The organism is Pseudomonas sp. ML2-2023-6, assembly GCF_037055265.1.
Taxonomy (GTDB): Bacteria; Pseudomonadota; Gammaproteobacteria; order Pseudomonadales; family Pseudomonadaceae; genus Aquipseudomonas; species Aquipseudomonas kulmbachensis.
Map to the genome: position 1 here is coordinate 400,738 of NZ_CP146347.1, position 15,037 is coordinate 415,774.

The following is a 15,037-nucleotide window of genomic DNA, read 5'->3' on the forward strand; positions in this document are numbered from 1 at the left end:
GAAATTGCTCAAGGTTTAACCAGTTATCGTACAAACGGTTTTCAACGCACCAAAATGGAACATAAACCCCGGATTTCGCTTCATTTGAGTGCGATAAACGCCGCTAATCGGTAGTCTGCGACGCTAACCTGCTTGAGATTGGGGCATAAAACCCAAGTCGGGGCACTGGCATGCAATTTGCTCCCTTGTGAGGCAGGTTGCCTTGGCAGAGTATTCGCGCCGGCATCAACCACTTATCAAGGGCTCTCCACTACCAAGCCCTAAGCCACCCCGGAGGACACTATGTCGAAGTCGGTTCAACTCATCAAAGATCATGACGTCAAGTGGATTGATCTGCGCTTCACTGACACCAAAGGCACTCAGCACCACGTGACCATGCCGGCCCGTGATGCGCTCGATGAAAACTTCTTCATCGATGGCAAAATGTTCGACGGCTCCTCCATTGCTGGCTGGAAAGGCATCGAAGCGTCCGACATGATCCTGCTGCCAGACGACAGCACTGCCGTTCTGGATCCGTTCACCGAACAGCCAACGCTGATTCTGGTGTGCGACATCATCGAACCTTCGACCATGCAAGGCTATGACCGCGACCCACGCGCCATCGCTACCCGTGCCGAGGAATACCTGAAGTCCACCGGTATCGGCGACACCGTTTTCGTCGGTCCGGAGCCAGAGTTCTTCATCTTCGACCAGGTCAAGTTCAAGTCCGATATTTCCGGCTCCATGTTCAAGATCTACTCCGAACAAGGTTCGTGGATGTCCGACCAGGACGTGGAAGGCGGCAACAAAGGCCACCGTCCAGGCGTTAAAGGCGGCTATTTCCCTGTTCCGCCGTTCGACCATGACCACGAAATCCGTACCTCCATGTGCAACGCCATGGAAGAAATGGGCCTGGTCATCGAAGTTCACCACCACGAAGTGGCAACTGCCGGCCAGAACGAAATCGGCGTGCAGTTCAACACCCTGGTGAAAAAGGCTGACGAAGTTCAGACCCTGAAGTACTGCGTACACAACGTGGCAGACGCCTACGGCCGTACCGCTACTTTCATGCCTAAGCCTCTGTACGGCGACAACGGCTCGGGTATGCACGTACACATGTCCATCTCCAAAGATGGCAAGAACACCTTCGCTGGCGAAGGCTATGCCGGCCTGTCCGACACCGCCCTGTACTTCATCGGCGGCATCATCAAGCACGGTAAGGCCCTGAACGGCTTCACTAACCCGGCTACCAACTCCTACAAGCGTCTGGTACCAGGTTTCGAAGCTCCGGTAATGCTGGCCTACTCGGCTCGCAACCGTTCCGCGTCGATCCGTATTCCTTACGTGTCCAGCCCTAAGGCTCGCCGTATCGAAGCACGTTTCCCGGATCCAGCCGCTAACCCGTACCTGTGCTTCGCCGCACTGATGATGGCTGGCCTGGACGGCATCCAGAACAAGATCCACCCTGGCGATGCAGCTGACAAAAACCTGTACGACCTGCCGCCTGAAGAGGCGAAAGAGATCCCACAAGTTTGCGGCAGCCTGAAAGAAGCCCTGGAAGAGCTGGACAAAGGTCGTGCGTTCCTGACCAAAGGCGGCGTTTTCAGCGACGATTTCATCGACGCTTACATCGCCCTGAAAAGCGAAGAAGAAATCCAGGTCCGTACCTTCGTACACCCACTGGAATACGAGCTGTACTACAGCTGCTGATCCAGTAACGCTCGCGCAAGCGGCGTGACCTGAAAAAAGCCTCCTACGGGAGGCTTTTTTTATGCGCAACGTCTTACACCAGCCTCAGCAATACCCGGTCAACTTCTCACTCACACCTGACAGCCACCCCAAAGCGCGATCTGTAGTTTGAGCCGACTTCTCAAACGGACGCTGCCATGACACCTGCACACACCCTCAAAGCCTTGCTCCTGCCCCTCGCCTGCCTCGCGTTGCTCGGGTGCAGCAACAAACCATCTGGTGTACAGGTTGAGCAGCTGCTCAAGACCGGCGAAACCTGGGATGGCACTGCTTACGCCCCGTACCCCACCGGCCAGCCTGAAATTACCGTTGTCAAAATCACCATTCCCGCCAACACCACACTCAATTGGCACGAGCACCCCATGCCTAATGTGGCCTATGTGCTGTCAGGCGAGCTGCAGGTTGAAACCAGGGACAGCCAACAAAAAATCACCGTACGCCCAGGTGAAGCCCTGCCCGAAGTCGTGCAGACCTCCCACCGCGGAACCAGCGGTAACAAGCCCGTTGAGCTGATCGTATTTTATGCCGGTGGCAGCGGCATGCCCCTGTCCCGGTAAGCACCTCGCGGGTAGCTCTTCCCTGGAGCTGCCCCACTTGATCAGCCCAACTGTGGGAGCGAGCCTGCTCGCGAAGGTCCCAAGAGCCACGGTTATCCAGCAAGCGCGCGGTATTGTTCACGACCTTCGCGAGCAAGATCGCTCCCACAGAGTGACTGAACAATATTGCCGTACAGCTGGTATTTTGAAGGGACTGAATCTATTCAGCCTCAATGCACTATATTGGTGCAGTAGCTGTTCAGAATGTTCACTTGCCAGCCCAATTTGGTTCAAAACCGCTCGCAACCTGATCAAGAGCGCTACCTAACCGGGCTCAAAGCCCCTATTTCAGGCGATTCGCGCTTCTTTTCAGAGCCTTGGTTTGTTTTTTGCATTTTCCTTGCACCAGCGCCTCACCCGCGCACGCAATCCGGGACCGGCCCATGACCATCAGTGACGCCCTGCACCGACTGTTACTCGATAACCTGACCACTGCCACGCTTTTACTCAATGCCGATTTACGCCTTGAGTACATGAACCCGGCGGCGGAAATGCTGCTGGCGATCAGCGGACAACGCAGTCACGGGCAATTCATCAGCGAGCTGTTCACCGAGTCCACCGAAGCTCTGCATTCCTTGCGCCAAGCGGTTGAACAGGCCCACCCGTTCACCAAGCGCGAAGCCATGTTGACCTCGTTAACGGGCCAGAACCTGACGGTGGATTACGCCGTAACGCCAATCTTGAGCAATGGCGACACCATGCTGCTGCTCGAAGTCCACCCACGCGACCGGCTGCTGCGCATCACCAAAGAAGAAGCCCAGTTGTCCAAACAGGAAACCAGCAAGATGCTGGTGCGCGGGCTGGCCCATGAAATCAAGAACCCGCTGGGTGGCATTCGCGGTGCAGCGCAGTTGCTGGCGCGCCAGTTGCCCGACGAAAGCCTGCGCGACTACACCAACGTGATCATCGAAGAGGCCGACCGCCTGCGTAATCTGGTCGACCGCATGCTGGGCTCCAACAAACTGCCTTCGCTGGCCATGACCAATGTTCATGAAGTGCTGGAGCGCGTATGCAATCTGGTTGAGGCCGAGACACAGGGCAGCATCACTTTGGTGCGTGACTATGATCCGAGCCTGCCCGACCTGCTGATCGACCGTGAACAAATGATCCAGGCAGTACTCAATATCGTGCGCAACGCGATGCAGGCCATCGGCAGCCAGAACGAGCTGCGTCTGGGCCGCATCAGCCTGCGTACCCGCGCCATGCGCCAGTTCACCATTGGTCATGTGCGCCACCGACTGGTCACCAAAATCGAAATTATCGACAACGGGCCGGGCATCCCAGCCGAGTTGCAAGACACCCTGTTCTTCCCGATGGTCAGCGGCCGCCCTGATGGCACCGGGCTGGGCCTAGCCATCACGCAGAACATCATCAGTCAGCACCAGGGGTTGATCGAGTGTGAAAGCCACCCCGGCCACACACTCTTCTCGATCTTTCTACCACTGGAACAAGGAGCCGCATCGACATGAGCCGAAGTGAAACCGTGTGGATCGTCGACGACGACCGTTCTATCCGCTGGGTCCTGGAAAAAGCCTTGCAACAGGAAGGCATGACCACACAAAGCTTCGACAGCGCCGATGGCGTGATGAGTCGCCTGGCTCGCCAGCAGCCCGATGTCATTATTTCCGACATCCGTATGCCTGGCTCCAGCGGCCTGGACTTGCTGGCCAAGATTCGCGAACAGCACCCCCGTCTGCCCGTGATCATCATGACCGCTCATTCCGACCTGGACAGCGCCGTGGCCTCCTATCAAGGTGGTGCGTTTGAATACCTGCCCAAGCCATTTGATGTCGATGAAGCCGTATCACTGGTCAAACGTGCCAACCAGCACGCTCAGGAACAACAAGGCCTGACAGTGGTTCCAGCACTGGCCAGAACCCCGGAAATCATCGGCGAAGCGCCGGCGATGCAGGAGGTGTTCCGCGCCATTGGCCGCCTTAGCCATTCAAACATCACGGTTCTGATCAACGGCGAGTCGGGCACAGGCAAGGAGTTGGTGGCCCACGCCCTGCACCGCCACAGCCCACGGGCCGCGTCGCCGTTTATTGCGTTGAACATGGCAGCGATCCCCAAGGACCTGATGGAGTCCGAACTGTTCGGCCACGAAAAAGGTGCCTTCACCGGAGCCGCGAACCTGCGCAGGGGCCGTTTTGAGCAAGCCGATGGCGGTACGCTGTTCCTGGATGAAATCGGCGACATGCCTGCCGACACCCAAACCCGTCTGCTGCGGGTTCTGGCCGATGGCGAGTTCTACCGGGTTGGCGGCCACACGCCGGTCAAGGTCGACGTACGGATCATCGCTGCTACCCACCAGAACCTCGAAACCCTGGTACAGGCTGGCAAGTTTCGCGAAGACTTGTTCCACCGTCTGAACGTGATCCGCATCCATATCCCGCGCCTGTCGGACCGTCGCGAAGACATTCCGACCCTGGCCCGGCACTTTCTCAGCAGCGCCGCGCAAGAGCTGTCCGTGGAGCCCAAGCTGCTGAAGGCCGAAACCGAGCAATACCTGAAAAACCTGCCGTGGCCAGGCAACGTGCGCCAGCTTGAAAACACCTGCCGCTGGATCACGGTAATGGCTTCGGGCCGCGAAGTGCATATCAGCGACTTGCCGCCCGAACTGCTGAACCTGCAGCAGGACACTTCTCCAGTGACCAACTGGGAGCAAGCGCTGCGCCAGTGGGCCGACCAGGCGCTGGGCCGTGGCCAGTCCAATTTGCTCGACAGTGCAGTGCCTACCTTTGAGCGCATCATGATCGAGACCGCGCTCAAGCACACCGCAGGCCGACGCCGCGATGCCGCCGTGCTGCTGGGCTGGGGCCGCAACACCCTGACTCGCAAAATCAAGGAACTGGGCATGAAGATCGATGGCGACGAGGATGACAGCGACGAAGCTTAAGTACCTGCCACACACCTTCCCTGTGGGAGCGGGCTTGCTCGCGATAGGAGTGACGCGGTTTTCCTGTAAAACCGCAGTGATGCCATCGCGAGCAAGCCCGCTCCCACAAAAGCCTGACCGCACCACCCTAAAGCAACCCGCACTATTAACGCGCACCGCTCTAAATCAATGGTTACAGCCACACCACCCGAGAAACCAGTCACACCATACGCAAAAGCCCCGGATTCCGGGGCTTTTGCGTATGCATCAGGCAACTTTTACAAAAAATCAAAACCTGGCACGCCCCCTGCAATACCTATAACAAGCAACAACGCTTTAGGGGACCTTGATACAGGCAGGTCAAGACTCCCCACTTTTACACCCGCAGCCTTGATGCCTTTTGCATCAACGCGCACACCGCTTTTGGGGAACCCGGTACAGGCAGGCTGGAATTCCCTCTTTTATTACTCGCGCAGGTTCACCTGCAATCGCCAGCGCCCATCCTGCGGCGCACCGGCCCAGTCACCCTGCAAGGGGCGGGCCGCCACCAGAGTCAGCAACAACCCCCCATCAGTACGCCGCAGCCGCCAATTCACATTCTTGCCGTTAAGCATCAACTGGCCGTTCTGAAGCTTGCCCTTGGCATCAAACAACAACCCCAGCGTGCCGTCGACCAGCTCACCATGCCACTTGGGCTCGTCGTTGAACCACACCACCAGGCCACCCGCGAGCACGTCCACCTGTTGCAGTTCAACCGGCGTTGGCGCGGTCAAACGACCGATCATCATCCCGACCATCACACCGACTATCGCCAAAGAACCTAAAACCCGCGGCCATAGTTTCGGTCGCGGGTCTTCTTCAGGCGTAGAATGCTGCCCATCTTTAAGTTCGGAGCCGTGCATGTTTCACGTCATCCTTTTTCAACCAGAAATTCCGCCGAATACCGGCAACATTATCAGGCTGTGCGCCAACAGCGGCTGCCACCTGCATTTGATCGAGCCAATCGGTTTTGAGCTGGACGACAAGCGCTTGCGCCGGGCCGGGCTCGATTACCACGAGTACGCGCCGCTCAAGCGCCATGCCGACCTGGCCAGTTGCCTTGAAAGCCTGGGCCACCCGCGCCTGTTTGCCTTTACCACCAAAGGCTCCAAGCCGTTTCACGACGCGCAGTTTGCCGAGGGCGATGCGTTTATCTTCGGCCCGGAGAGCCGTGGCCTGCCACCCGAAGTGCTCGATGCACTGGATGGAGAACATCGCCTGCGCCTGCCGATGCGCGAAGGCTGCCGCAGCCTGAACCTGTCCAACACCGTGGCGGTTGCCGTGTACGAAGCCTGGCGGCAACTGGGTTTCAAGTAATTCACATCCCGTTATCTGTGGGAGCGAGCCTGCTCGCGAAGGCGTCAAGAACTGGTGATTCAACATCACCCGCGCGCTATCGTTAACGAACTTCGCGAGCAGGCTCGCTCCCACAGAGTCTTCGACATACCCAAAAAAAAGCGCCCTCAGGCGCTTTTTTCGGCAACGACTGTTTATTGAACAGTCGGCGAGCCTTCTTCCTGCATGCGCTGCAATTCTTGCGCGTACAGGGCATCGAAGTTCACCGGAGCCAGCATCAGTGCCGGGAACGAGCCACGAGTTACCAGGCTGTCCAGGGTTTCACGGGCATACGGGAACAGGATGTTCGGGCAGAACGCGCCCAGGGTGTGGTTCATCGACGCTGGATCAAGGTTTTTGATCAGGAAGATGCCAGCCTGCTGAACTTCAGCAATAAACGCCACTTCGTCACCGTTTTTCACGGTAACCGACAGGGTCAGAACCACTTCGTGGAAGTCACCTTCCAGTGGCTTTTGACGAGTGTTCAGATCCAGGCCAACGCTCGGTTCCCACTGCTGACGGAAGATCGCCGGGCTTTTTGGGGCCTCGAACGACAGGTCACGCACGTAGATGCGCTGCAGGGAGAATTGTGGAGCGGAGTCTTCATCGCTAACAGCAGCGGTGTTCTGTTGGTCAGTCATCACAGATCCTTGTTGATCTTGGGGCTTATAGAGAATGAGAGTCAGACGTTCAGCAGCGCATCCAATTTACCTGCGCGTTCCAGAGCAAACAGGTCATCGCATCCGCCAATATGCTTGTCGCCGATCCAGATTTGCGGGACCGACGTACGACCTGCCTTCTGAGCCATCTCGGCACGTATCTGAGGCTTGCCGTCGACCTTGATTTCTTCGAAGGCAGTGCCCTTTTTCTCAAGCAGAGCCTTGGCCCGCATGCAGTAAGGGCAGTAGTCGCTGGAGTAAACGATGACCTTGGACATGCTTACTTCACCACTGGCAGGTTGTCGGCGCGCCAGCTGGAGATGCCGCCAGACAGCTTGGCCGCGTTGTGACCAGCCTTGAGCAGCTCACGAGCGTGGGAGCCCGAATGCTGGCCCTGAGCGTCAACCAGGATAATGGTTTTGCCCTTGTGCTTGTCCAGCTCGGCAATGCGCGCCATCAGCTTGTCTTGTGGAATGTTCAGTGCACCCACGATGTGGCCGGCAGCAAAGTCCTTGGCCGGACGAATATCAATCACCACGCCTTCGTCGCGATTGACCAGACCGGTCAGCTCGCCAGTGCTGATGCTGCGCCCGCCACGGCTTATTTCGTGGGTGATCAGCAACGCCAGCAGGATGACAAACGCGCCTACAAGCAGGTAGTGAGAAGTCGCAAATGCAATCAGGTGCTCAACCATCAGAAGGTTCCAGGGTCGTAAAATGTGGGCCAGTATACACAGCCACCTTGGTCGGCCAAACCCCGCCCGGCGGTGACGCCACATGAACTTCGCTTTAAACTGCGCGTCCTCTTCATACCTTCTATTAAACCAGCCACGAGTGGGATCTATGACTACCACGCCTAAACCTTTGGTCCTGATCATCCTGGATGGCTTCGGTCACAGTGAAAGTCACGAATACAACGCCGTTTATTCGGCCAAGAAACCGGTGCTGGATCGTCTTTGCGCGAGCATGCCAAACGGCCTGATCTCAGGTTCGGGCATGGATGTCGGCCTGCCGGACGGCCAGATGGGCAACTCCGAGGTTGGCCACATGAACCTGGGCGCCGGCCGCGTGGTGTATCAGGATTTCACCCGCGTCACCAAATCGATCCGTGATGGCGAGTTTTTTGAAAACCCGACCATCTGCGCCGCTGTCGACAAGGCAGTGAGCGCAGGCAAGGCCGTGCATATTCTCGGTTTGCTGTCTGATGGCGGCGTTCACAGCCACCAGGACCACCTGATTGCGATGGCCGAACTGGCATTCAAACGCGGTGCAGAAAAAATCTACCTGCACGCCTTCCTCGATGGCCGCGATACACCGCCAAAAAGCGCTGCATCGTCCATCGAATTACTGGATGAAGCGTTCAAGGCTCTCGGCAAAGGCCGTATCGCCAGTTTGATTGGCCGCTACTTCGCTATGGACCGCGACAATCGCTGGGACCGTGTAGAGCAGGCCTACAACCTGATCGTCGATGGCAAGGGCGAATTCAACGCCACCACGGCCCAGGAAGGTCTGGAGGCTGCTTACGCCCGTGGCGAGAGCGACGAATTCGTTAAAGCCACGACCCTCGGCGAGCCGGTGAAAGTGGAAGACGGCGACGCCGTGGTCTTTATGAACTTCCGTGCCGACCGCGCCCGCGAACTGACCCGCGTGTTCGTTGAAGACGATTTCAACGCCTTCGCACGTGCCCGTCAGCCAAAACTGGCCGGTTTTGTGATGTTGACCCAATACGCTGCCAGCATCCCCGCGCCAAGCGCATTTGCGCCCGGCAGCCTTGAGAACGTACTCGGCGATTACCTGGCCAAAAACGGCAAAACCCAGCTGCGCATCGCCGAAACCGAAAAATACGCCCACGTTACTTTCTTCTTCTCGGGCGGGCGTGAAGAACCGTTTCCGGGTGAAGAGCGCATTCTGGTGCCGTCGCCGAAAGTTGCCACCTACGACCTGCAGCCGGAAATGAGCGCTCCCGAAGTCACCGACCATATCGTCGATGCCATCGAAAACCAGCGTTATGACGTGATCGTGGTCAACTACGCCAACGGCGATATGGTTGGCCACAGCGGCGTGTTCGACGCAGCCGTTAAAGCGGTTGAGTGCCTGGACGCGTGCGTGGGACGGATTGTCGAGGCGCTGGAAAAAGTCGGCGGCGAAGCCCTGATCACGGCTGACCACGGCAACGTTGAGCAGATGTCCGATGACACTACCGGTCAGGCTCATACTGCCCACACCTGTGAACCCGTACCGTTCATTTACGTGGGCAAGCGTGCACTCAAGGTCCGCGAAGGCGGTGTACTGGCCGATGTGGCACCGACCATGCTCAAGCTGCTGGGTCTGCCACAGCCTGAAGAAATGACCGGCAAATCGATTCTGCTCGACGCTTAAATTAAAACCTGTGGGAGCGAGCCTGCTCGCGAAGGTCTCAAGCGCGCCGCGATGATCCAATCAACACACGCTATCGTTAACGACATTCGCGAGCGGGCTCGCTCCCACAGGGGCCGGCCGTTTCATCACAATTTCACCTTCATCCATTTCTTATAGGTGACGAGGGCGGGCATACTAGGCCGTCCCGTTCCCCAGGTGTCGCCCGCCCCATGCTTCGCGCCCTTATAGCCCTGACCTTCGCATGCCTGCTCCAACCGGCGTTTGCCGACGAGCGCGCGCAAACCCAACAGCAGCTGGACGCCACGCGCCAGGATATCGGCGAGCTGAAAAAGCTCCTCGGCAAGCTCCAGGAAGAAAAATCCGGCGTGCAGAAAGACCTGCGCGGCACCGAAACCGAAATCGGCAAACTGGAGAAGCAGGTAGAAACCCTGCAACAAGAACTAAAAAAGAGTGAAGGCGAGCTGCTGCGCCTCGATAGCGAGAAAAAAAAACTCCACAGCGCAAAACTTGAACAGCAACGCCTGATCGCCATTCAGGCCCGTGCCGCCTATCAGGGTGGCCGTCAGGAATACCTGAAACTGCTGCTCAACCAGCAAAATCCCGAGAAGTTCGCCCGAACCCTCACCTATTACGATTACCTGAGCCAGGCTCGTCTGGAGCAGCTCAAGGGTTTCAACGAAACCCTGCGCCAACTGGCCAATGTCGAAGCTGATATCAACCTGCAACAGGCGCAACTGCTGACCCAGAAAAGCAGCCTGGAGACCCAGCGCGCAGAACTCGACAAAGTGCGCGCAGAGCGCCAGCAAGTACTGGCCAAGCTTAATACCGACGTAAAAGACCGCGATCAAAAGTTGCAAGCCCGCGAGCAGGATCAGGCCGATCTGGCTAAAGTCCTCAAGACCATCGAGGAAACCCTTGCCCGTCAGGCCCGCGAAGCCGAAGAGGCGCGCCAGAAAGCCTTGATCGCGCAGCAGGAAGCCGAGAAAAAACGCCAGCGCGAGGCTGAATCGGTTGTTACCGACGCCCCGCGCAAAGCGGTCAAATCAACACCCGGCGCACTGGTGTCGAGTGCCGGTGCTTCTTACGGCGGTGTTTTTTCTCAAGCCCGGGGCAAACTTCCGTGGCCAGTTGATGGTCGATTGCTTGCCCGCTTCGGTGAAACCCGTGGCGATGATTCGCGTACCAAGTGGGACGGCGTGATGATCAGCGCCGCCGCTGGCAGTCAGGTTCACGCCGTACATGGCGGTCGCGTGGTGTTTGCCGACTGGCTGCGTGGCGCAGGCCAGTTGGTAATTCTGGATCACGGTAATGGTTACTTAAGCTTGTATGGCCACAATCAGACGTTGCTCAAGTCGGCCGGAGATATCGTCAAGGCCGGCGAAGTAATTTCCACCGTGGGCAACAGCGGCGGTCAAGCCACGCCAGCACTGTATTTTGCTATTCGTCAGCAGGGGCGCCCAAGCGATCCTGCACAATGGTGTCGCACTCAGGGATGAGTCCATCACCTTTAATACGTAGGAGTTCGCTCAACATGCCGCATTTGTCCCGCCTCAACTCGCTGGCCCTGACGATCGCTCTGGTGATCGGCTCGCCGATGGCATTTGCTGCCGAGCCGAGCATTCAGCCAGCAGGTGCCGCAGCCAGTACCAAGGCTCCGCTGCCCCTGGAAGAGCTGCGCACATTTGCCGAGGTCATGGACCGGATCAAGGCTGCGTATGTTGAACCCGTAGACGATAAAACCCTGCTCGAGAATGCCATCAAAGGCATGCTCAGTAACCTCGATCCGCACTCCGCGTACCTGGGCCCCGAAGATTTCGCCGAGCTGCAGGAAAGCACCAGCGGCGAGTTTGGCGGGCTAGGTATCGAGGTCGGTTCCGAAGACGGCAATATCAAAATCGTCTCACCGATCGACGACACCCCTGCGAGCAAGGCCGGTATTCAGGCGGGCGACTTTATCGTCAAGATCAATGGTCAGCCCACCCGTGGCCTGAGCATGACCGAAGCCGTGGATAAAATGCGCGGCAAGATCGGCCAAAAAATCACCCTGACCCTGGTGCGCAATGGCGGCACGCCGTTTGACGTGACCCTGACCCGCGCCAATATTCAGGTAAAAAGCGTCAAGGCCCAGTTGCTTGAAGACGGCTACGGCTATATCCGCATCACCCAGTTCCAGGTCAAGACCGGCGAAGAAGTCGCCTCTGCACTGTCAAAACTGCGCAGAGAAAACGGCAACAAGCGCCTCAAGGGCATCATCCTCGACCTGCGTAACAACCCGGGTGGCGTGCTGCAATCGGCGGTAGAAGTGGTCGATCACTTCATCACCAAAGGCCTGATCGTCTACACCAAGGGCCGTATCGCCAACTCCGAGCTGCGCTTCTCGGCAACCGGCAAAGACCTGAGCGAGAACGTACCTTTGGTGGTGCTGATCAACGGCGGCAGCGCTTCGGCGTCCGAGATCGTCGCCGGTGCCCTGCAGGATCAAAAACGCGGCGTGGTGATGGGCACGACCAGCTTCGGTAAAGGCTCGGTGCAAACCGTGCTGCCACTGAACAATGACCGTGCGCTGAAAATCACCACGGCGTTGTACTTCACCCCGAACGGGCGCTCGATTCAGGCCCAGGGCATTGTTCCGGACATCGAAGTCAGCCGCGCCAAGATCACCCGCGAGCAAGACACCGAGTACTACAAAGAAGCCGACCTGCAAGGTCACCTCGGCAATGGCAATGGCGGTGCTGACAAACCCACCGGCTCCAACCCTAAAGCCAAGCCCATGCCGCAGGACGATGACTTCCAGCTGAGCCAGGCCCTGAGCCTGCTTAAAGGCTTGAGCATCACACGCGGCAACTGAGGTGCGTCTGTCTCTGGCTTTCGCCCTGCTCTGCTGCCTGACCGGTGCCGCCCATGCGGCCCCGGCTGGCACACCCGCCACGCCACACAAGGCTTACCTGAGCCTGATCATTGATGACCTTGGGCAAAACCTGCCACGCGACCGCCGCGTGCTGGCCTTGCCCGGCCCGGTCACCACCGCCGTGATGCCCGACACGCCCCACGCGGCCGAATTCGCTCGCGAGGCCCACAAGGCAGGCAAAATCGTCATCCTGCATATGCCGATGGACCCGGCCACCGGGCCTTTTGCCTGGCATCCGGACTTGCCCATGGAGGAACTTGAAAAGCGCCTCAACGCCGCGTTCAAGGCCGTGCCCTACACCAGTGGTATCAACAACCATATGGGCAGCCGCATGACATCCCAGCCGCAGGCGATGGCCTGGCTGATGGGTAATTTGCAGCAGCGCCACAAGTTCTTTGTCGACAGTCGCACCAGCGCGCAGACGGTTGCCGCAGCCGAGGCGCAAAAGATCGGCCTGGCCAGCGTCTCACGCGATGTGTTTCTCGATGACGTGCGCACCGAACAGGCGATCACCAAACAACTGGAAACCGCGATCAAGCTGGCGCACAAACAAGGCTCAGCCGTAATGATCGGCCATCCCTACCCACAGACTCTGGCGGTGCTGGAGCGCGAGTTGCCAAAGCTCAAGGCCCAGGGCATCGACTGGATTGATATCAAACAAATGATCGGCGTGCGCAGCAACAAGGCAATGGCCGGGCATGGGAAGGATGGGGTTTACCGCTGACTGCTGCGCTGTACGTCAATTTCGTAGCAGCTGCCGAAGGAACGAGGCTGCGTTCGGTTGCGCAGCAGCCGCAAAACCAAGCACTGCGGTGGCTCACATAAATCTCGGATTCAGCATTTACGGGCGCTGCGCACCCGAACGCAGCCTCGTTCCTTCGGCAGCTGCTACAGGGTTTTAGTGCGTTTTTTACAGATACTTCGCACGGATCTTCTCGACCACACCCTCAGCCTTTAACTGGTCCAGTGCCTTCTGCAACTTGTTCACCACCTCGTCCGGTACATCCTTGTTCAACGCCAAAAACAGTTCGGCCTGATTAAAACGCAACACCGTCTTGAACCCGGAAATCCCCACCTGACGCGCCAAAAACTGCCCCGCGGGAGCACCCGTGGCCCACAAGTCGATTTGCCCAGCCTGCAACTTGCGTGCGTTGTCCTGATCGCGCAACACAATCACCGGCGCCAGCCCCTGCTTTTCCAGGGACAAGGCAATAGCGTCGCCTTTGTAAGCTCCCACCCGGTATTGGCGGGCCTGCTCCAGCGAGGTCAGGGTAATCGGGCTATCCCCTCGAGCCAGCAACACCCAGTCATCCGGGCCAATCGGCCCGACCCACTTGAACAGCGTTTCACGCTCGGGCACGCGAGCTGTGACAAACACGCCGTAGCCGGGGTTTTCGAGGGCAAGGTGATAGATACGCTCCCAAGGGAAACGCAAGGTCATGCTGTAGGGGATGTCGGCACGTTTAAAGGTTTCGCGCAGGATATCGACGGCGATACCTTCAATATTTTCGTTTTGCGCGAAATTTTTGCCGTTTTTGGCCATGTTGTAAGGCGGGAAGTTTTCAGTCAGCAACACTATCGATGAATGCGATGCATCAACCGCAGAAGCGGTACTCGCCAGCCACAGAGTGGAACCGGCGAGAACGAGCAAAAAGCGTTTAAACATGACAGGCGACCTAAATCCATGGCGTGCTCAAGAGTGCCGTGGGCACGCCATGCTGTCCAGTAGCCTTTGGCCTTAACGGACCACGATCCCGCGCTCAGCCATGTACGCCTTGGCCTCTGGCACGGTGTATTCGCCAAAGTGGAAAATACTCGCCGCCAGTACCGCACTGGCGTGACCTTCGATAATGCCGTCGGCCAGATGCTGCAAGTTGCCAACACCCCCCGAGGCAATCACCGGAATGCCCAGCGCATCGCTGATGGCACGGGTCACGCCCAGGTCGAAACCGCTCTTCATGCCGTCCTGGTCCATGCTGGTCAGCAAAATCTCGCCAGCCCCCAGACCTTCCATCTTCATCGCCCACTCGACTGCATCGAGCCCGGTTGGCTTGCGCCCGCCATGAGTGAAGATTTCCCAACGCGGGGTCTCGCCCGGCAGTGAGACTTTTTTCGCATCAATCGCCACCACGATGCACTGCGAACCAAAATGCTGCGCCGCTTCACCCACAAACTCCGGATTAAACACCGCTGCAGTATTGATCGAGACTTTGTCCGCACCAGCATTGAGCAGGTTGCGGATGTCCTGGATGCAGCGCACGCCACCGCCCACGGTCAGCGGGATAAAAACCTGGCTGGCCATGCGCTCGACGGTATGCAAGGTGGTGTCGCGGCCATCGACGCTGGCAGTGATGTCGAGAAAGGTAATCTCGTCAGCACCCTGCTCGTCGTAGCGACGGGCGATTTCTACCGGGTCGCCAGCATCGCGAATGTTCTCGAATTTGACGCCCTTTACAACCCGGCCGTTATCCACGTCCAGGCAAGGGATGATGCGTTTGGCCAGCGCCATGGGTCTC

15 protein-coding genes are annotated in these 15,037 nt (G+C 58.1%); 9 read left to right on the forward strand and 6 right to left on the reverse strand.

Features of this window, described 5'->3' with window-relative positions; all coding sequences use genetic code 11:
* Window positions 1–282 precede the first annotated feature (282 nt).
* From glnA to ntrC, 4 genes are all read left to right on the forward strand, one after another.
* Complete coding sequence (gene glnA / locus V6L79_RS01685; protein ID WP_261740134.1) at window positions 283–1,689, forward strand: glutamate--ammonia ligase; 1,407 nt, start codon at window positions 283–285, stop codon at window positions 1,687–1,689.
* Window positions 1,690–1,865: 176 nt separating this feature from the next.
* Window positions 1,866–2,285, forward strand: a complete 420-nt coding sequence (locus tag V6L79_RS01690) for a cupin domain-containing protein (protein WP_338579729.1) — start codon at window positions 1,866–1,868, stop codon at window positions 2,283–2,285.
* A gap of 422 nt (window positions 2,286–2,707) precedes the next feature.
* On the forward strand, window positions 2,708–3,793 hold the full coding sequence (gene glnL / locus V6L79_RS01695; RefSeq protein WP_261740136.1) for a nitrogen regulation protein NR(II): 1,086 nt from the start codon (window positions 2,708–2,710) through the stop codon (window positions 3,791–3,793).
* Entirely contained in the window at window positions 3,790–5,223 is a 1,434-nt protein-coding gene (gene ntrC, locus V6L79_RS01700) for a nitrogen regulation protein NR(I) (RefSeq protein ID WP_261740137.1), read from the forward strand. The genes glnL and ntrC overlap by 4 nt, the downstream gene beginning before the upstream one ends.
* Before the next feature lie 443 nt (window positions 5,224–5,666).
* Here ntrC and V6L79_RS01705 read toward each other — a convergent pair whose 3' ends face one another.
* A complete protein-coding gene (locus V6L79_RS01705) occupies window positions 5,667–6,104 on the reverse strand; it encodes a hypothetical protein (RefSeq protein WP_321835004.1) in 438 nt (145 codons plus the stop codon).
* Here V6L79_RS01705 and V6L79_RS01710 point away from each other — a divergent pair.
* The gene (locus V6L79_RS01710) at window positions 6,103–6,558 is read left to right on the forward strand and encodes a tRNA (cytidine(34)-2'-O)-methyltransferase (protein WP_261740139.1); all 456 of its coding nucleotides are present in this window, start codon (window positions 6,103–6,105) and stop codon (window positions 6,556–6,558) included. The two genes, V6L79_RS01705 and V6L79_RS01710, sit on opposite strands and share 2 nt — an antisense overlap.
* A gap of 173 nt (window positions 6,559–6,731) precedes the next feature.
* Here the strand turns inward: V6L79_RS01710 and secB are convergent, their stop codons facing one another.
* Genes secB through V6L79_RS01725 form a run of 3 tightly spaced genes read right to left on the reverse strand, consistent with a single transcriptional unit; the run spans window position 6,732 to window position 7,929 of the window.
* Entirely contained in the window at window positions 6,732–7,217 is a 486-nt protein-coding gene (gene secB / locus V6L79_RS01715) for a protein-export chaperone SecB (protein ID WP_095027950.1), read from the reverse strand.
* 41 nt (window positions 7,218–7,258) lie between these two features.
* Complete coding sequence (gene grxC, locus V6L79_RS01720) at window positions 7,259–7,513, reverse strand: glutaredoxin 3 (protein ID WP_261740140.1); 255 nt, start codon at window positions 7,511–7,513, stop codon at window positions 7,259–7,261.
* 2 nt (window positions 7,514–7,515) lie between these two features.
* Complete coding sequence (locus tag V6L79_RS01725; protein WP_048360501.1) at window positions 7,516–7,929, reverse strand: rhodanese-like domain-containing protein; 414 nt, start codon at window positions 7,927–7,929, stop codon at window positions 7,516–7,518.
* A 148-nt stretch (window positions 7,930–8,077) separates the two neighbouring features.
* On the opposite strand from V6L79_RS01725, the gene gpmI reads away from it, so the two are divergent.
* From gpmI to V6L79_RS01745, 4 genes are all read left to right on the forward strand, one after another.
* Window positions 8,078–9,613 carry a 2,3-bisphosphoglycerate-independent phosphoglycerate mutase gene (gene gpmI / locus V6L79_RS01730; protein WP_261740141.1) on the forward strand — a complete coding sequence of 512 codons (1,536 nt, stop codon included), beginning with the start codon at window positions 8,078–8,080 and terminating at the stop codon, window positions 9,611–9,613.
* Window positions 9,614–9,822: 209 nt separating this feature from the next.
* Window positions 9,823–11,109: a murein hydrolase activator EnvC gene (locus V6L79_RS01735; protein ID WP_261740142.1), complete on the forward strand. Its 1,287-nt coding sequence runs from the start codon at window positions 9,823–9,825 to the stop codon at window positions 11,107–11,109.
* A gap of 35 nt (window positions 11,110–11,144) precedes the next feature.
* Window positions 11,145–12,461, forward strand: coding sequence for a S41 family peptidase (locus V6L79_RS01740; RefSeq protein WP_261740143.1), 1,317 nt, complete (start codon window positions 11,145–11,147; stop codon window positions 12,459–12,461).
* 1 nt (window position 12,462) lies between these two features.
* Complete coding sequence (locus tag V6L79_RS01745; protein WP_261740144.1) at window positions 12,463–13,245, forward strand: divergent polysaccharide deacetylase family protein; 783 nt, start codon at window positions 12,463–12,465, stop codon at window positions 13,243–13,245.
* A 186-nt stretch (window positions 13,246–13,431) separates the two neighbouring features.
* On the opposite strand, the gene V6L79_RS01750 is transcribed toward V6L79_RS01745, so the two are convergent.
* Complete coding sequence (locus tag V6L79_RS01750; RefSeq protein ID WP_261740145.1) at window positions 13,432–14,187, reverse strand: ABC transporter substrate-binding protein; 756 nt, start codon at window positions 14,185–14,187, stop codon at window positions 13,432–13,434.
* A gap of 72 nt (window positions 14,188–14,259) precedes the next feature.
* Window positions 14,260–15,030 (reverse strand): imidazole glycerol phosphate synthase subunit HisF, encoded by a 771-nt coding sequence (gene hisF, locus V6L79_RS01755; RefSeq protein ID WP_338579730.1) that lies wholly within the window; start codon window positions 15,028–15,030, stop codon window positions 14,260–14,262.
* Window positions 15,031–15,037 lie beyond the last annotated feature (7 nt).